The organism is uncultured Shimia sp., from assembly GCF_947498095.1.
Classification (GTDB): Bacteria; Pseudomonadota; Alphaproteobacteria; order Rhodobacterales; family Rhodobacteraceae; genus Shimia.
Window position 1 is genome coordinate 24,449 of record NZ_CANMJE010000006.1, and the last position, 15,419, is coordinate 39,867.

Sequence of the window (15,419 nt, forward strand, 5' to 3'; positions counted from 1 at the left end):
AATTCTCTTTAGAAACAAAAGGCCAACGACAATGAATATCGACAAAAAGATCGCAGATGATCTGGTCGCCAACGATGTCTCGTTCGTCACAACCGTACCCTGCAAACAGCTGGCCGGTGTGATTGAAGAGATCGAACAGCGCGACGACATGTTCCACATTCCGTCTAACAAGGAAGACGAAGGTATGGGCCTTTGTGCTGGTGCGTGGATGGGCGGCAAGCGCCCAGCCATCATCATGCAGAACACCGCGATTGGCGTGACGATCAATACGCTGGCAACGCTGATTCAGTACTACCGCATGCCGTTGCCGATGATCATCTCATATCGCGGCGAGTTGCGCGAACCGGTGGCTTGTCAGGTTGAAATGGCCGTGCATACCAAGGCGTTGTTGGCACAGCTCAACATCCCGACCTACCATTTCCACTGGCAAAAGGATGTCGAGGAATTCGACAACATCCTGAAGTACACCTTCATGTGCAACAAACCCGTGGCCATCCTGACGGATGCCAACTTTTGGGGAGGCTATGGCGACCAATGATCCGTTCTGAAATTCTAAAAGAAATCGCGCCCATTATCCGGGATCACCTTGTGGTCTGTAACATCGGCCTGCCCAGCCAAGAGCTGCATATGATCGACGACCAACCCACCAACTTTTACATGTTGGGGACTATGGGTCTGTCTTCATCCATTGGCTTTGGCCTTGCGCTGGCACAATCCAAGCCTGTCATTTCTATCGACGGCGATGGGTCTGTCCTGACAAACCTTGGCACTCTGCCAACCATCGCCAACAACGCGACGGGAAACTACACGCTGTTGATCATCGACAATGGCTCATATGGGTCAACCGGGGATCAGCCGACTTATGCGGGCAAGAAAACCTCGCTGGCAGCGGTCGCCAAGGCCTGCGGGTGTGACAACGTGATCGAAGTGCAGGACAAAGACCTTGGTCCGGTTCTGCAATCCGCGATCGACAGCGACGAGATGACCATCATCGTGTGCAAATGTGACAGTGGCAACATCAAGCTGCCGGTGATCACGATGGATCCAGTGGTGATCCGTGATCGGTTCATGAAAGCCGTCGCAAGTTAATGAGCGCCAGCGCCATCCATTCTGCCGAGGATGCCCGTCGCCTTGCTCGGCGGCGGCTTCCGTGGATGGTGTTTGATTATATCGACGGCGCGGCAGGGCAGGAAACCGGCGCCGCGCGCAATCGTCAGGCGTTGGACACGGTCACGTTGCGTCCGCGCATTTTGCGTGACGTCAGCCAGCGGTCACTGGCGGTTGACCTCTTTGGTGCCCCGGCAGAACGCCCCTTTGGTATTGCGCCGATGGGGATGTGCAATCTCGCAGCACCCGGTGCCGACTTGATGCTTGCGCGTCTGGCCGCGCGCTACAACGTGCCTCATGGGGTTTCGACCGTGGCCTCAACTCCACTGGAAGAGATCATCGAAGAAGCGCAAGGTCACGCGTGGTTCCAGCTCTATTTCAGCGGCGATGGCACTGGCACGTTCAAGTTGGTCGACCGGGCCAAGGTGGCGGGTTATCAAACGCTGGTGTTGACCGTAGACGTGCCCGAGGTCGGGCGGCGTCCGCGCGAATTGCGCCACGGCTTCAAAATGCCGTTTCGCATTGGGCCCCGGCAGCTTGTTGACTTTGCCCTGCATCCGCGCTGGTCGCTTTCCAACCTTGTACATGGCAAGCCGCAGATGGCGAATTTTCTTGAGCCTGGATACGAGTTCGACCGCACCGAAAGCCGCGCGCGGGCCACTTGGGACACCCTTGCGCGATTGCGCGACGCGTGGCCCGGCAAGCTTGTGGTCAAAGGTGTGCTGGATGTTGAGGACGCCAAGGACCTGGTCGCGGCCGGGGTCGATGCGATCCAGGTTTCAAGCCACGGCGCGCGCCAGCTTGAGGCGACACCGGCACCCATTGAGGCCTTGGCAGCGCTCCGTGCTGAACTGGGCGACTCCTTTCCCTTGTTTTATGACAGTGGCATTCGCTCAGGCGAAGATATCCTCAAGGCGATCACCCTTGGCTCGGATTTCACCTTTGTGGGCCGTATCCTGCAATTTGCCATCGCAGCAGCGGGTGAACGCGGTCTGAACGCTCTGTGGGAAACCCTTAGCGACGAGTTGAGCATCGCAATGGCCCAGACAGGGCGGACGTCATTGCGTCGTCACGAGAACCTGACCTCTGCCTTGCAGCTTTGAAAATTTGTGTTAGGTCCCAGCTTGTGCCATCCAGATATGGTTTTTGAACAGCCGTTGTGTGTCTGAAACACCCAGCGACGTTGCGATGAGTTGAACATGGGCGATCAGAAAACCCCACAATCCCTGCGCCAAAGCGCAAGACTGTCTGTCGCCCCGATGATGGACTGGACGGATCGTCATTGCCGTTATCTGCACCGGCTGATGTCGCGCGAGACTTTACTTTACACCGAAATGGTCACTGCACCGGCCTTGGTTCGGGGTGGGGCTGTGCATCTGTTAGAGTTTAATCCCGAAGAACATCCGGTTGCTTTGCAGCTTGGTGGCTCGGATCCGGTCGAACTGGCCAAGGCGACCCAAATTGGCGCGGCGCTTGGCTATGATGAGATCAATCTTAACGTTGGTTGTCCCTCGGATCGTGTGCAATCGGGAACTTTCGGCGCCGTTCTGATGAAAACGCCCGATTTGGTGGCCGAATGTGTCGCAGCCATGATCGGCGCCAGTTCGGTTGAGGTCACAGTCAAGTGCCGTATCGGGGTTGATGATCAGGACGCGCATGAGGTTTTGCCCGCGTTTCTTGAGACCGTCCGCGCCGCCGGGGTCAGCCGGTTCACTATCCATGCGCGCAAGGCGTGGTTGCAGGGGTTGAGCCCCAAGGAAAACCGCGAGATCCCGCCGCTGGACTACCCGCTGGTCCTGGCGATGAAATCCGCCTTTCCGGACCTGCACCTTTCGATCAACGGCGGCATCGCCTCGCTGGATACCGCGCAAGAGTTCCTTGATGCGGGGCTGGATGGCGTGATGATTGGGCGCGCGGCCTATCACGCGCCCGCTGACATTCTGTTGAACGCGGATGCGCAGATTTACGGAACTGGACATTTCACTACGGCTGAACAATCTGTGCTGGACATGCTGCCCTATATTGAGCGCCACCTTGCCAGCGGGGGACGTCTGCACCAGATTACCCGCCACATGCTGGGGCTGTTTGCCGGACGTCCCGGTGCACGGATGTGGCGCCGGACTTTGTCCGAAGGCGCCTCGCGTCCCGGTGCAGGGCCAAAACTGGTGCTCGAAGCGTTGGCTCATGTGCAGACCGCAATAGAACACGGTGCGGCGTAATCCGCGCGCCAAGAGGGAAGGGGCATCATGCCTGAAATGAGTATTTTGCTGCCGCTGACGGCCATGTTGATGGTCATCGGGGCCTTTGCCGGCGTGCTGGCCGGATTGTTGGGAGTTGGCGGCGGAATTATCCTCGTACCTGCCTTTTTCTATGCTTTTCAGGTGCTTGGGTACGGTGGTGAGCAATTGATGCAGGTGTGTCTTGCGACATCATTAGCAACGATCATTGTGACCTCGGTCCGCTCTGTGCTCAGTCACAACAAGAAGGGCGCCGTTGACTGGTCGATCCTGCGCACCTGGGCACCGGGCATTGCGGTTGGCGCGATTTTGGGCGTGCTGGTCGCGGCCTCGCTGCGATCCATAACTTTGCAGGCGATCTTTGGCTGTCTCGGGATTGTAATCGGCCTCTATCTGGGGTTCGGAAAAGAACACTGGCGTCTTGGACCAGAGATGCCCAAGGGCCTCAAGCGTGCAGTGCTGAGCCCGATTGTAGGCTTCATGTCGGTTCTTATGGGCATTGGCGGTGGCAGCTTTGGCGTGCCGCTGATGGCGCTGCACAATGTTGCCATCCACCGTGCCGTGGCCACCGCAGCCGGGTTTGGTGTGCTGATCGCAGTGCCCTCGGTGGCAGGCTTTCTTTTGCTCGATGTTTCAGAGGATTCGCGCCCACCTTTCACGTTGGGTGCCGTGAACATTCCAGCCTTTCTATTGATCATCGCAATGACGCTTCTGACTGCGCCCATTGGGGTTAAAATTGCTCATGCGATGGACCCAAAACCATTGCGGCGCGTGTTTGCGGTATTCCTGACCTTGGTGGCGCTCAACATGCTGCGCAAAGCTTTTGGATGGTAAGCCTTGGGGCAAAAGGCTGGGTATCCCTGCCGTTTGATCCTGAGCTAAAGCGATGGGCCGAAAGGGCCAACCACTATGCCGAGTCAGCCATGTCCGATCCGGCGCTGGCGCAGTGGTGGGTTTGCGAGAACACGTGGTTCGTTGGCGTCGATGCGCTGAACAATGACTCGGTGGGAACCTTGCCTGACGGCACCGCATTACCCAAAGCTCTGGCCCGTGACTTGAGCAACAGCTTCGGCGTTTATCCCTTTCACAAGGCACAAGTTTCCGTCGCGACTCCGGGTTATCCAAAGCCGCGTGTAGGCGAGAGTGAGGCGGGGTTTCGCTATCGTTTGAACCGAGCTGCGGCGCATGTGGATGGGGTTAAGCCCGAAGGTCCTGAGCGGCGTCGCATGATCAAAGAGCCGCATGCCTATGTCCTTGGGTTGCCACTGAATGACGCCCCGCCCGAGGCCGCGCCTTTAGTGGTGTGGCAAGGAAGCCATGAGATCATGCGCCGCGCAATTAATGATGCGCTAAGCCCTCATCCCACCGAGACTTGGGGCGACGTGGACATCACCGACATCTATCAAGCCGCACGGCGAGAAGTGTTTGAAACCTGCCCCCGTGTCCCAATCCATGCCCGTCCGGGAGAGGGGTATCTCATGCACCGGTTGTCCTTGCATGGCGTGGCGCCGTGGCAAGGGCCTGATCACGGGGATCGCAGGATCGCCTATTTCCGCCCGGCGATGACATCAGCGCAAGACTGGATCGAGCAGTCCTAGCGGGCCATGCGCGATGCACGGCCGCCGCGGCGTTTGCGCAGACGTGGGGCGCGAGCGGGCAGTTCATCCAGAATTGCGCTGCGCTCGTCATTGTCCATCTTTGACCAGCGTGTGATCTCGTCAATGCTGCGCAGGCAGCCTGTGCAGATACGTTCTTCGGGATGAACCACACAAATCTGGATGCACGGGCTCTCGACCTCTTGTCGTTGCCAGACGCTGTCTTTTTCTGCCTTGCTGCTCATGATGCGGCCCTTAGATGTCCCAAGCGATCCAATGCTCCCTGCAGGATATAGGACGCGGCAACGTGATCGATTACCTCTGAGCGACGCTTGCGAGTCGTATCCGCCTCCAAAAGCGCCTTTTCGGCAGCAACGGTGGACAATCTTTCGTCCCAAAAGCCAATCGGAATCGCCGTGAGCTGGGCCAGATTGCGGGCAAAGGCGCGGGTCGATTGCGCGCGTGGACCTTCCGAGCCGTCCATATTGCGCGGCAATCCAAGGATGATGCCGCCAATGCTGCGCTTGTCGATGACAACCAGCAAACGCGCGGCATCGACGCCGAATTTCTTGCGTTTTACGGTTTCTAGCGGCGTCGCCACAGACTGAAAGCTGTCAGAGACCGCAACCCCGATGGTTTTGGTGCCGAGATCAAGCCCCATCAAAGCCTGCGTGCGGGGCAAAGCCGCGGCAAGATCTTCGATAGCCTCGAATATGTGGATCATTGGATCACGCCAGCGCTCTGTGCGCCGGCACGCACAGTGGCGATGGCATCGTCGTTGCCCGCAAAGACCTGTTGGGCCTCGGCCCAGATCGCGGCGGCACGTTCCCCTTCGCCCAGAACTCCGTAGGCCCCGATCAGACGGGCCCATTCCTCGGGGCTGCCACCTTCGGTCGCCAGACGCTCGCTCAGGGTTTCAACCATGCCGCGGATCATTTCCTGCCGGTCTTCAGCACTCATCTCTCCGGCGGCCTGCATGTCCTCGGCGCTGGGGCCAGACAGGGCAGGGGCTTCAACCGCGGGCATTTCAAACTTGACGCCTGCTTCCCATGCCAGCTGTTCGATGTTGGCACGGATCGGACCAAGCCACGGGGCGTCATGCGGGCCTTCGCGCAAAAGTTGTTCCCACAGGCCAAAGGCCAGATCCTGACGGTCGTTCTGGATCAGCATCAGGCCCCAGTAATAGCGTGCAATCGGATGGCCGGGTTGGCGTTCCATGGCGCTGCGCAACGAAGCTTCGGCCTCGGGCGAGACATAGCCTTGCGCGGCAGAGATCATCAGCTCTGCATGGCTGACATAGTCGTTGGGCGAGGCGTCGTCGCCCTTGAGGCGTAGGACTTCGCCCTGCGCAATGTAGGCCGCTTTGTCATTGCCAAGGTTGGCCTCATTGCGGGCCAACAGTTGATGCCCCTGCAAATCGTCAGGGCGGTCGGCAACGGTTTGGCGCAGCTTTTCGATCAAGTCGGCGTAATCACCTTCGGGAACATTTGGCGTCACCGGGGGCAGGTCAGCCTCATAGTCTGCCTGGCTGGCGCGGTTGGCATGTTTTTCCTTGGCAGCATCAATGCGGGCTTCCAGCGGGAAATCCGCGTAACCCGGCGCCCCGATATTCCAATACAGACCCAAGCCACCACCGATCAGAACCAGCGCCATAAGTGCCGCCATGATCAGCCCAACAGTGCGAGGTTGTCCGCCCGTGTCGCCGCCCTCTTTCAGCTGCGCATCCGCCGCAAGGATACGGCGCGAGACTTCGGCGCGCACTCGATCTGCATCTTCCTCGGCAATCACGCCACGGGCCAGATCGCGGTCCACTTCCTTCAACTGGTCGCGATAGACACGCAGGTCATAAGCCGCAGGCGGCTCTTCCCCGGCGCGACCACGCATCAGGGCCAGAATCAAGAGGCCGGTGATGGCCAAGGCGATCAGGCTGACAACGATCCAGAATAACATGACGGCTCCTGCTAGGTTTGCCCTCCATTTATATACTGTGGGGTCATTGCAAAAGGGCAAAACACCGTGAGCGACGTACATGTCGCAACCGGACTGCAAAGAGGCGGTTTAAACCGGGTAGAGCTTTGTGCAAAAGTTAAACCCAATTCAGACCCTTTCCGCATCAGGAATCATGGACCATGAGACGTTATTCAGCTTTTGCCATCGCCCGCGAAGCCGCCCGCTATCATACAGGGTGGGAACGTGCGTGGCGTTCGCCGCAACCGAAAAAGAAATATGACGTGATTATCGTCGGTGCAGGGGGCCATGGCCTCGCCACCGCGTTTTATCTGGGCAAGAACTTTGGCATTACCAATGTGGCGATCATCGAAAAGGGTTGGCTGGGGGGCGGCAATACAGGCCGCAACACCACGATTATCCGGTCGAACTATCTGCAGGACCCCTCGGCGGCGATCTATGAAAAGGCCCGCTCGCTTTATGAGACCATGTCTCAGGACCTGAACTATAACGTCATGTTCAGCCCGCGCGGCGTCATCATGCTGGCACAGACCCAGTCCGAAATTCGCGGCTACGAACGCACGGCACACGCCAATGCCCTGCAAGGCGTGACGACTGAATTCATTGGCCCCGAGCGCGTCAAAGAGCTGGTGCCGATCATCAACATCGATGGGCCGCGCTATCCGGTTCTGGGCGGTCTCTGGCAGGCACGTGGTGGCACCGGTCGCCACGACGCGGTGGCCTGGGGCTATGCGCGGGCCTGTTCCGATATGGGCATGGACATCATCCAGAAATGCGAAGTCACCGGCGTGCGCCAAGAGGGCGGCAAGGTCACTGGCGTCGACACCACCAAGGGACCGATTGATTGCGACAAGCTGGGTCTTGTGGTTGCCGGCAACTCGGGCGATCTGGCGAATATGGCGGGCTTCCGTCTGCCGATGGAGTCGGTCGCCTTGCAAGCGCTGGTCTCAGAGCCGATCAAACCCTGCATGGATGTCGTGGTGATGGCCAACACCGTGCACGGCTACATGTCGCAATCGGACAAGGGCGAGATGGTCATCGGCGGCGGCACCGATGGGTTCAACAACTACACCCAGCGCGGATCGTTCCACCACATTGAGGAAACCGTGCGCGCGCTCTGCGAAACCTTCCCCATCGTGTCGCGCCTGAAAATGCTGCGCCAATGGGGCGGCATCGTGGACGTAACCGGAGACCGCTCGCCCGTCATCGGCAAAACACCTTTGGGCAACTGCTTTATCAACGCAGGCTGGGGCACCGGCGGCTTCAAAGCCATCCCCGGCGGCGGCTGGGCCACGGCCGAGCTGATCGCCAAGGGCGAGCCGGGACCGCTGAGTGCGGAATTTGGTATGGACCGTTTCATCGAAGGCCGCTTCATTGATGAGAGCGTGGCTGCGGGGGTGGCTCACTGATGCAAGCTAAGTCCCTATCGATCTGCGCGAAACGCGTCGCGCGCACGCTCAATATCTCTGTCAGTCTCTTTGTGGAACTCTCCGCCCCGTTCGTCGTGAATGCGCAGCCCCTTGCGCTTTTCGTAGATCGCCAGAACGGCGCCAGCGGCCACAAGCGCACCAACTATGTAAATCAACCAATCCATGTATCTGACCTATGTCGGCATGGTTTTGTCTTCAAGGGAGCGACCTCATGCTAACCCTTCAATGCCCCTATTGTGGCGTCGACGCCGAGGAAACCGAACTGCACGCCGAAGGCGAGGCGCATCTGAAGCGTTTTGGCCCCGGCTCGTCGGACGACGAGTTCGAGACCTATCTGTTCATGCGCGAAAACCCCAAGGGCGTGCATTTTGAGCGCTGGCGGCACAGCAACGGCTGCGGCAAGTTTTTTCACGCCGCCCGTTCGACGACCACACTTGAGGTTTTTGGCACCTATAGCGCGCAGACCTATGAGCCGCCGCAAGACATCAAAGACAAGATTTCGGCCAAATACCCCGGCTGGTCCTGGAGGGACTTCTCATGAGCACACGTCTCGCCAACGGTGGCCGTTTGCTGAACAAAGGCAAGCAGCTGCATTTCACTTTTAACGGCAAGCAGATGACCGGGTTTGAGGGCGACACGCTGGCCTCGGCATTGCTGGCCAATGACCAGATGATGATGGGCCGGTCGTTCAAGTATCACCGTCCGCGCGGCGTCGTCGCTTCGGGCGCCGAAGAACCGAACGCGCTGGTCAATCTCGGTACGGGCGGCAAGTTCGAACCGAACCAGCGCGCCACCACGACCGAATTGTTTGACGGTCTGACCTCAACCTCGCAAAACCATTGGCCGAGCCTCGAATTCGATGTGGGCGCGATCAACAACTACATGACGCGGTTCTTCCCGGCAGGGTTCTACTACAAGACCTTCATGTTCCCGGCATTCGCATGGAAACACGTCTTTGAACCCATCGTGCGCCAGTCTGCTGGACTGGGCCAAGTGCCCAAAGACCGCGACGCGGACACCTATGAACATTTCTATGCCTATGTGGACGTGGTGATCGTGGGCGGCGGGATCGCGGGCCTTCAGGCTGCGCGTGCAGCAGGCGCTTCGGGCGCCAAGGTTCTCTTGATGGAGCAAACCCCGCATTGGGGTGGCCGCGCGCCGGTTGATGGTGGTGAGGTCAACGGCAAGCCCGTGGCCGATCATATCGCTGACCTGGTGGCGGAACTCGAAGCGATGGACAATGTCACCATGCGCACGCGCATGATGGGGGCAGGGGTCTATGACCACGGCTATGTGCTGGGTTACGAGCGCGTGAATGACCACACGCCAATGAACGCAGGCCCGCGTCACCGCTTGTGGCGCATCCGCACCAAACAGATCGTCACCGCAACTGGTGCGATTGAACGCCCCTTGTCCTTTGCGGGCAATGACATTCCCGGCGTCATGCTGGCCTCGGCCGTGCGTGACTACGTGGTGGACTATGGTGTGTCTTCTGGCGACCGAACGGTGGTTGTGACCAACAACGACGACGCCTATCGCACGGCTATTGCTCTGAAAAACGCCGGGCTTGAAGTGCCAGTTATCCTCGACGCCCGCGCGATGGGTGGCGGGGCGCTGGTCGATGAAGCGCGCGCTATGGGCATCCGTGTTGAGAACGGCAAAGGCATCGCCAAGGTCAAAGGCGGCAAGCGCGTGACCGGCGTCGCGATCTGCATGCAGGCCGGCGAAGGCGCTGCGGTCGAAGAGATTGCCTGTGACGCGGTCGCCATGTCCGGCGGTTGGTCGCCGGTGGTGCACCTGTGGTCCCATTGCGGTGGTAAACTGATCTGGGACGAAGATCAGGCCCATTTCCGCCCAGACGCAGGCCGCGCACCGACCAATCAGGATGGCGTTGGTTTCGTGATCCCCGCCGGATCGGCCAATGGTCCATTGGATCTGGCTGCGGTAGCCGCGGACGCACATGAGGCAGGTAAGGCAGCCGCCAAAGCGGCCGGCCTGAAAGCCACGCGCAAGGCGGCTCCAAAAGCAGGGGAGGAGCCTGAACAAGCGATGGAGCCGGTCTGGATGATGCCGCAAGGCGCAGGCCCCGAATTGCGGATCAAATCCTGGCTCGACTATCAGAACGACGTCAAAGTGTCTGACGTGCGCCTTGCCGCCCAAGAGGGTTATGAGTCGGTCGAACACACCAAGCGCTACACCACGTTGGGCATGGCGACCGATCAGGGGAAACTCAGCAATATCAACGGCCTTGCAACACTTGCCGGTCAATTGAACGCACCGATCCCGGCTGTCGGCACCACCACGTTCCGCCCGCCATATACGCCGATTTCGATGGGCTCGATTGCAGGCGAAGCGCGTGACGAGGTATTTCAGCCTCTGCGCCGTACGCCGATCCATCAATACCACGAAGACCAAAAGGCCTTCTTTGAGCCGGTTGGCCAGTGGCGTCGTCCTTACTGCTTCCCCAAAGCCGGAGAAAGCCACGCGGATGCAGTGAAGCGCGAGATCAACCAGACTCGTGCCAGCGTCGGCCTCTTGGATGCGTCGACGTTGGGCAAGATCATCGTCAAAGGCACCGATGCGGGCAAGTTTGTCGACATGCTTTACACCAACATGATGTCCAACCTGAAACCCGGCAAATGCCGCTACGGCCTGATGTGTTCCGAGAATGGGTTCCTTAGCGACGACGGCGTGGTTGCGCGCATCGATGAAGAGACCTTCCTCTGCCACACCACGACCGGCGGCGCCGAGCGTATCCACGGCTGGATGGAAGACTGGCTGCAATGCGAATGGTGGGACTGGAAGGTCTTCACCGCCAATGTGACCGAGCAATTCGCGCAGATCGCCGTTGTCGGCCCGAACGCCCGCAAAGTGATCGAAAAGCTTGGCGGTGACATGGATGTCTCGAAAGAGGGTCTGGCCTTTATGGAGTGGAAAGACGGCAAGATTGGCGATTTCGACGCCCGCGCTTATCGCATCTCTTTCTCGGGTGAGCTGTCTTATGAAATCGCTGTGCCAGCGTCGCAAGGCCGCGCCTTTTGGGATGCTTTGATGGAGGCCGGTGCCGAATTCAACATCATGCCTTACGGCACCGAAGCCCTGCACGTGATGCGCGCCGAAAAAGGGTTCATCATGATCGGGGATGAGACCGACGGGACGATCATTCCGCAGGATCTGGGCCTCAACTGGGCGATTTCCAAGAAGAAAGAGGATTTTCTTGGCAAACGCGCCCAGCTTCGCGATCACATGACCGATCCGAACCGTTGGAAACTGGTGGGCCTCAAAACTGTCGATGGCTCGGTGATCCCGGATGGCTCATATGCGATAGCTGACGGCGACAACGCCAATGGTCAGCGCAATACTCAAGGGCGGGTTACCTCGACCTATTATTCACCAACGCTCGACTGCGGCATCGCAATGGGCTTGGTGCATAACGGGCCAGACCGCATGGGAGAGGTGATCGAGTTCAACAAGGTCGACGGCTCAACTGTCAAAGCCGAGATTTGTGATCCGGTTTTCTATGACGAGGACGGGGAGAAGCAAAATGTCTAATGCTGTCAGCGCTCTGGAAAAGACCAGCTTTGAAGGCTTTGCCAAGGTCTCGGAAACAGGCTTGCGGGGGATGATCACCCTGCGTGGCGATCTGTCCTCAAAGCCCGTGAAAGATGCGGTCATTGCGTCAACAGGTGCCGAAGTGCCCGATGTTCGCCGCATGTCACGAGGCTCAATAGGTGATGTCGCGTGGATGTCCCCGGACGAATTGCTGATTGTCTGTGACTACCGGGCGGCCAACGAGGTCGTGACGACTTTGCTGGCAGCTTTGGATGGTGCCCATGCCCTTGCGGTCAACGTCTCTGACGCCCGCGCCGTGTTCCGCATTGAAGGGGACGGCGCCCGCGAGGTGCTGGCCAAAGTTGCACCTGTCGATCTCTCAACAGAGGGGTTCCAACCTGATGACTTCCGCCGCACCCGTATTGCTCAAGTGGCGGCGGCTTTCTGGATGAACAGCGATGACAGCTTCGAAGTGGTTTGTTTCCGCTCGGTCGCGCAATACGTCTTTGACGTGCTGAAAGTCTCGGCCCAAGAGGGTGGAGAGGTCGGGTTTCTCTGACTTCTGCAACAACTTGATGCGAAAAAGCGCCACTCCCAGCCGGAGTGGCGCTTTTGTAATTGCGAAAACGGCGGACGCCTGCTTCTGTCCAGTTGACGATAAGTGGAGTCGTTGTGGTGCCCCTGAACCCTAAGAGTCTTTTAAAATCTCTGTTGTCATACACCTTTGTGGCTCCGTGCCTTGCAGTGCCCTCTGCAGCTCAGGCTGAAATCATCTATTGTGCCGTGACAAACCACGGCCCGTATTTTGCGATTGCTGACAAGATAATCTTTGATGTGGACGCCGAACAGGAACGTGTTTTGGTCGCCGATGGTGTCCTGGCGCACTACGGGCAAGTGCCCGCCGCGGGCACTCTGAGCCGATACAATTCCAAACAAATCATCGCCTCATGGACGTTGCGGGCAGTATCCGCCACAGACTATCACGACGGTTTGTCTTATGACCTCAAGTACAAGGCACGCTTGAATAGAAAAACAATGCGTATGTCCATTTCGGCCTGGGTTGATCCGATTAATACGATCCAGGGGACAGGTGTCTGTGAGGTGGCGGACGCAGAACGTCTGGGCACGTCGAATCCGTCGGACAAGGTAATTAACCGCGACGCACCGAAGCGTGGCGTTTGTGGAGGGGCTGTGAATCCCAGTGATCTCTCAGACTGCGAGTGAGATTGCGGCAAAGCTTTCTTGTTGCGTTACCTGCGACGTTCGAAGAGTTGATTTTCTTCACCATGCTGCTCAGATATGACTATAGACACCAATTCAAGTTTTGCTCGCACAGAGAGAGGCCCACATGAAATCAACCATCGCCACTTTGGCGCTGATGGCACTGTTCCCCGCCTCGGGCGCATTGGCCAACAATTGGGTCTGTACCTTTCCCAACCAACAACTGGATGGCTGGCTGCGGGGGCAGGTTTTCGTTACCACGTCTGGCGAAGAGGCAACGGTCTTTGACTCGTTGATCAATCAAGAACATGGCGAGGCGATTGCCGCCAGAATTCCCACGAACAATGAAGCTCGGATGACCCTTAAGTGGGACCTAAAGCGAGTTGAGCTGCGCCACAGCTATGCACCCCGCATCCGGTATACGATGACCGTTGTGAAAGACACGGGACGCGCGACATTCACGGGCAGCGCACCGGAGTTGCAGGATTACCGAAATTCCAGCCGCGCTGGCGGAAACTTCAACGCCCGCGGCAGTTGTAAGCGGAAATAACGACTTTTGGCGGGATACTGAGGAAATTTCTCAGGTTTGCCCTTGACCTTGCATCCCCGCTTGCCACATCTCAGACTAAGACAACCGCTCGAACACAAACAAAGGAGCCCGACAATGGCTTTTGCACTTCCCGATCTTCCCTATGCTCACGACGCGCTGGCCGACAAAGGCATGAGCGCCGAGACGCTGGAATTCCACCACGACCTGCACCACAACGCCTATGTCACCAATGGCAACGCGGCCATTGCGGGCACCGAGTGGGAAGGCAAGTCGCTGGAAGAGATCATCACCGGCACCTACGACGCGAGCGCCGTGGCGCAAAATGGTATCTTCAACAACATTTCGCAGCTTTGGAACCACAACCAGTTCTGGGAAATGATGGGTCCGAACGGCAATGCCATGCCGGGCGAGCTGGAAAAGGCTCTGGTCGAGAACTTTGGCTCGGTTGACGAGTTCAAATCGCAGTTCTCCGCCGCAGGCGCTGGGCAATTCGGCTCGGGTTGGTGCTGGCTGGTCAAAAACGCCGACGGCTCACTGGCAGTTACCAAAACCGAAAACGGTGTGAACCCCTTGTGCTTCAACCAAACCGCTCTGTTGGGCTGTGATGTGTGGGAACACTCCTATTACATCGACTTCCGCAACAAACGCCCCGTGTATCTCACGAACTTCCTCGACAACCTCGTGAACTGGGAAAACGTCGCCAGCCGGATGTAATCCGTAGCAGCCAGATTTGCATGGATGCCGGGCCCTAACAGGTCCGGCATTTGCGATTTAAGTGGGGGATCGGGATGAACAAACGACGCAAACTGTTACTTAGGATTTATGCGACCCTCATCTGGGCCTTGGCATTGGGCCTTACATTGGCGCTGCTGATCTGGCTCACGACCTAGAGAAGACCCAGACGCGGCTTTTCAATTGCCAGCTTTGCAAAAGCGGGCCACTCTCTTGCCAAGGAGGAGCCCCAATGACTGAGCCGCTTGTCACCGAAACCAATACCCAAGGCGTTCTGACCCTGACACTGGGTGCGGGTAAGGCCCATGCGCTGTCCAGCGCCATGCTGGAGGCGCTGAATGGCGCGCTGAAGCGGGCTGCAGAGGACGAGGCCGTCAAAGTCATCGTGATCCACGGACCCGGCCACATCTTTTGTGCGGGCCACGACCTCAAGGAAATCGCGCGCCACAGACAGGATACCGATTTGGGCGAAGCTTACCTCCGGCAATTGTTCGATGACTGCGCCGAGGTCATGCAGCGTCTGACCACTGGTCCGAAGCCGACCATTGCGATGGTAGATGGCATTGCTACGGCTGCTGGTGCGCAGATCGTGGCCGCCTGTGATCTGGCCTTTGCCTCGGAACGCGCGACGTTCAGCCTGCCGGGGGTTAACAATGGTGGGTTCTGTTCCACGCCTCTAGTTGCTGTCGGGCGCGCCATGTCGCGCAAACACGCGATGGAAATGGCCCTGTCAGGGGATGCATATGATGCGGATTGGGCGCTGTCGGTTGGCCTGATCAACCGCATCGTGCCCTCCAACAGCCTTGTTGATGAAGTCATGGGGTTTGCAACGGCGCTCGCCACGCGCCACGCCCCGGCAATCGCCACCGGTAAGGCAAATTATTATGCGCAAATCGAACAGCCTTTGGCACAGGCTTACGAGACGGCCGGAGATACGATGCTGGGACATTTCATGGACCCATTGCGCATTGCCCATGAACGTGACACCTGGGCTGACACATAGCCTACGCGAATTGGACCCAAGTAA

Annotated in this window: 18 protein-coding genes; 14 read left to right on the forward strand and 4 right to left on the reverse strand. The window is 58.4% G+C overall.

The features are described from left to right. Nucleotides 1-31: 31 nt before the first annotated feature. The 6 genes from Q0932_RS11530 (at nucleotide 32) to Q0932_RS11555 (ending at nucleotide 4,942) form a co-directional block, all read left to right on the forward strand. The gene (locus Q0932_RS11530; RefSeq protein WP_299352755.1) at nucleotides 32-538 is read left to right on the forward strand and encodes a thiamine pyrophosphate-binding protein; all 507 of its coding nucleotides are present in this window, start codon (nucleotides 32-34) and stop codon (nucleotides 536-538) included. After that, nucleotides 535-1,089, forward strand: a complete 555-nt coding sequence (gene comE, locus Q0932_RS11535) for a sulfopyruvate decarboxylase subunit beta (protein ID WP_299352758.1) — start codon at nucleotides 535-537, stop codon at nucleotides 1,087-1,089. The genes Q0932_RS11530 and comE overlap by 4 nt, the downstream gene beginning before the upstream one ends. After that, a complete protein-coding gene (locus Q0932_RS11540) occupies nucleotides 1,089-2,210 on the forward strand; it encodes an alpha-hydroxy acid oxidase (protein WP_299352760.1) in 1,122 nt (373 codons plus the stop codon). Before comE ends, Q0932_RS11540 begins: the two co-directional genes overlap by 1 nt. Before the next feature lie 96 nt (nucleotides 2,211-2,306). Beyond that, the gene (gene dusA, locus Q0932_RS11545; RefSeq protein ID WP_299352763.1) at nucleotides 2,307-3,326 is read left to right on the forward strand and encodes a tRNA dihydrouridine(20/20a) synthase DusA; all 1,020 of its coding nucleotides are present in this window, start codon (nucleotides 2,307-2,309) and stop codon (nucleotides 3,324-3,326) included. 27 nt (nucleotides 3,327-3,353) lie between these two features. Then, entirely contained in the window at nucleotides 3,354-4,178 is an 825-nt protein-coding gene (locus Q0932_RS11550) for a sulfite exporter TauE/SafE family protein (RefSeq protein WP_299352766.1), read from the forward strand. Then, on the forward strand, nucleotides 4,172-4,942 hold the full coding sequence (locus tag Q0932_RS11555) for a hypothetical protein (protein ID WP_299352769.1): 771 nt from the start codon (nucleotides 4,172-4,174) through the stop codon (nucleotides 4,940-4,942). Before Q0932_RS11550 ends, Q0932_RS11555 begins: the two co-directional genes overlap by 7 nt. On the opposite strand, the gene Q0932_RS11560 is transcribed toward Q0932_RS11555, so the two are convergent. The 3 genes from Q0932_RS11560 to ccmI are packed head-to-tail and all read right to left on the reverse strand — an operon-like array spanning nucleotide 4,939 to nucleotide 6,889. Beyond that, nucleotides 4,939-5,184 (reverse strand): DUF1289 domain-containing protein, encoded by a 246-nt coding sequence (locus Q0932_RS11560; protein ID WP_299352772.1) that lies wholly within the window; start codon nucleotides 5,182-5,184, stop codon nucleotides 4,939-4,941. The genes Q0932_RS11555 and Q0932_RS11560 overlap by 4 nt on opposite strands. Continuing rightward, nucleotides 5,181-5,663 carry a Holliday junction resolvase RuvX gene (gene ruvX, locus Q0932_RS11565; RefSeq protein ID WP_299352776.1) on the reverse strand — a complete coding sequence of 161 codons (483 nt, stop codon included), beginning with the start codon at nucleotides 5,661-5,663 and terminating at the stop codon, nucleotides 5,181-5,183. Before ruvX ends, Q0932_RS11560 begins: the two co-directional genes overlap by 4 nt. Further along, the gene (ccmI, locus tag Q0932_RS11570; protein ID WP_299352779.1) at nucleotides 5,660-6,889 is read right to left on the reverse strand and encodes a c-type cytochrome biogenesis protein CcmI; all 1,230 of its coding nucleotides are present in this window, start codon (nucleotides 6,887-6,889) and stop codon (nucleotides 5,660-5,662) included. The genes ruvX and ccmI overlap by 4 nt, the downstream gene beginning before the upstream one ends. Nucleotides 6,890-7,068: 179 nt before the next feature. Here ccmI and Q0932_RS11575 point away from each other — a divergent pair, with 179 nt between their 5' ends. Next, nucleotides 7,069-8,316, forward strand: a complete 1,248-nt coding sequence (locus Q0932_RS11575) for a sarcosine oxidase subunit beta family protein (protein WP_299352782.1) — start codon at nucleotides 7,069-7,071, stop codon at nucleotides 8,314-8,316. Nucleotides 8,317-8,330: 14 nt separating this feature from the next. On the opposite strand, the gene Q0932_RS11580 is transcribed toward Q0932_RS11575, so the two are convergent. Further along, nucleotides 8,331-8,501, reverse strand: a complete 171-nt coding sequence (locus Q0932_RS11580; RefSeq protein ID WP_299352785.1) for a hypothetical protein — start codon at nucleotides 8,499-8,501, stop codon at nucleotides 8,331-8,333. A gap of 47 nt (nucleotides 8,502-8,548) precedes the next feature. On the opposite strand from Q0932_RS11580, the gene Q0932_RS11585 reads away from it, so the two are divergent. The 7 genes from Q0932_RS11585 (at nucleotide 8,549) to Q0932_RS11615 (ending at nucleotide 15,395) form a co-directional block, all read left to right on the forward strand. Then, nucleotides 8,549-8,878 carry a sarcosine oxidase subunit delta gene (locus tag Q0932_RS11585; protein ID WP_299352788.1) on the forward strand — a complete coding sequence of 110 codons (330 nt, stop codon included), beginning with the start codon at nucleotides 8,549-8,551 and terminating at the stop codon, nucleotides 8,876-8,878. Next, entirely contained in the window at nucleotides 8,875-11,889 is a 3,015-nt protein-coding gene (locus Q0932_RS11590; protein ID WP_299352791.1) for a sarcosine oxidase subunit alpha family protein, read from the forward strand. The genes Q0932_RS11585 and Q0932_RS11590 overlap by 4 nt, the downstream gene beginning before the upstream one ends. Further along, nucleotides 11,882-12,448, forward strand: coding sequence for a sarcosine oxidase subunit gamma family protein (locus Q0932_RS11595; RefSeq protein ID WP_299352794.1), 567 nt, complete (start codon nucleotides 11,882-11,884; stop codon nucleotides 12,446-12,448). The genes Q0932_RS11590 and Q0932_RS11595 overlap by 8 nt, the downstream gene beginning before the upstream one ends. 116 nt (nucleotides 12,449-12,564) lie before the next feature. Then, nucleotides 12,565-13,113: a hypothetical protein gene (locus tag Q0932_RS11600; RefSeq protein WP_299352797.1), complete on the forward strand. Its 549-nt coding sequence runs from the start codon at nucleotides 12,565-12,567 to the stop codon at nucleotides 13,111-13,113. 124 nt (nucleotides 13,114-13,237) lie between these two features. Beyond that, on the forward strand, nucleotides 13,238-13,660 hold the full coding sequence (locus tag Q0932_RS11605; RefSeq protein ID WP_299352800.1) for a hypothetical protein: 423 nt from the start codon (nucleotides 13,238-13,240) through the stop codon (nucleotides 13,658-13,660). A 114-nt stretch (nucleotides 13,661-13,774) separates the two neighbouring features. After that, entirely contained in the window at nucleotides 13,775-14,374 is a 600-nt protein-coding gene (locus tag Q0932_RS11610; protein ID WP_299352803.1) for a superoxide dismutase, read from the forward strand. A 250-nt stretch (nucleotides 14,375-14,624) separates the two neighbouring features. After that, nucleotides 14,625-15,395 carry an enoyl-CoA hydratase-related protein gene (locus Q0932_RS11615; RefSeq protein ID WP_299352806.1) on the forward strand — a complete coding sequence of 257 codons (771 nt, stop codon included), beginning with the start codon at nucleotides 14,625-14,627 and terminating at the stop codon, nucleotides 15,393-15,395. The last annotated feature ends 24 nt before the right edge of the window (nucleotides 15,396-15,419 follow it).

What these genes read in the sequence shown, in the direction of transcription:
- comE (WP_299352758.1), top strand. Translation starts at nt 535, where the DNA reads ATGATCCGTTCTGAAATTCTAAAAGAAATCGCGCCCATTATCCGGGAT.
- Q0932_RS11560 (WP_299352772.1), bottom strand. Translation starts at nt 5,184, where the DNA reads ATGAGCAGCAAGGCAGAAAAAGACAGCGTCTGGCAACGACAAGAGGTC.
- Q0932_RS11590 (WP_299352791.1), top strand. Translation starts at nt 8,875, where the DNA reads ATGAGCACACGTCTCGCCAACGGTGGCCGTTTGCTGAACAAAGGCAAG.
- Q0932_RS11610 (WP_299352803.1), top strand. Translation starts at nt 13,775, where the DNA reads ATGGCTTTTGCACTTCCCGATCTTCCCTATGCTCACGACGCGCTGGCC.
- Q0932_RS11615 (WP_299352806.1), top strand. Translation starts at nt 14,625, where the DNA reads ATGACTGAGCCGCTTGTCACCGAAACCAATACCCAAGGCGTTCTGACC.
- Q0932_RS11550 (WP_299352766.1), top strand. Translation starts at nt 3,354, where the DNA reads ATGCCTGAAATGAGTATTTTGCTGCCGCTGACGGCCATGTTGATGGTC.
- Q0932_RS11605 (WP_299352800.1), top strand. Translation starts at nt 13,238, where the DNA reads ATGAAATCAACCATCGCCACTTTGGCGCTGATGGCACTGTTCCCCGCC.
- Q0932_RS11555 (WP_299352769.1), top strand. Translation starts at nt 4,172, where the DNA reads ATGGTAAGCCTTGGGGCAAAAGGCTGGGTATCCCTGCCGTTTGATCCT.
- Q0932_RS11540 (WP_299352760.1), top strand. Translation starts at nt 1,089, where the DNA reads ATGAGCGCCAGCGCCATCCATTCTGCCGAGGATGCCCGTCGCCTTGCT.
- Q0932_RS11585 (WP_299352788.1), top strand. Translation starts at nt 8,549, where the DNA reads ATGCTAACCCTTCAATGCCCCTATTGTGGCGTCGACGCCGAGGAAACC.
- ruvX (WP_299352776.1), bottom strand. Translation starts at nt 5,663, where the DNA reads ATGATCCACATATTCGAGGCTATCGAAGATCTTGCCGCGGCTTTGCCC.
- Q0932_RS11530 (WP_299352755.1), top strand. Translation starts at nt 32, where the DNA reads ATGAATATCGACAAAAAGATCGCAGATGATCTGGTCGCCAACGATGTC.
- dusA (WP_299352763.1), top strand. Translation starts at nt 2,307, where the DNA reads ATGGGCGATCAGAAAACCCCACAATCCCTGCGCCAAAGCGCAAGACTG.
- Q0932_RS11580 (WP_299352785.1), bottom strand. Translation starts at nt 8,501, where the DNA reads ATGGATTGGTTGATTTACATAGTTGGTGCGCTTGTGGCCGCTGGCGCC.
- ccmI (WP_299352779.1), bottom strand. Translation starts at nt 6,889, where the DNA reads ATGTTATTCTGGATCGTTGTCAGCCTGATCGCCTTGGCCATCACCGGC.
- Q0932_RS11575 (WP_299352782.1), top strand. Translation starts at nt 7,069, where the DNA reads ATGAGACGTTATTCAGCTTTTGCCATCGCCCGCGAAGCCGCCCGCTAT.
- Q0932_RS11595 (WP_299352794.1), top strand. Translation starts at nt 11,882, where the DNA reads ATGTCTAATGCTGTCAGCGCTCTGGAAAAGACCAGCTTTGAAGGCTTT.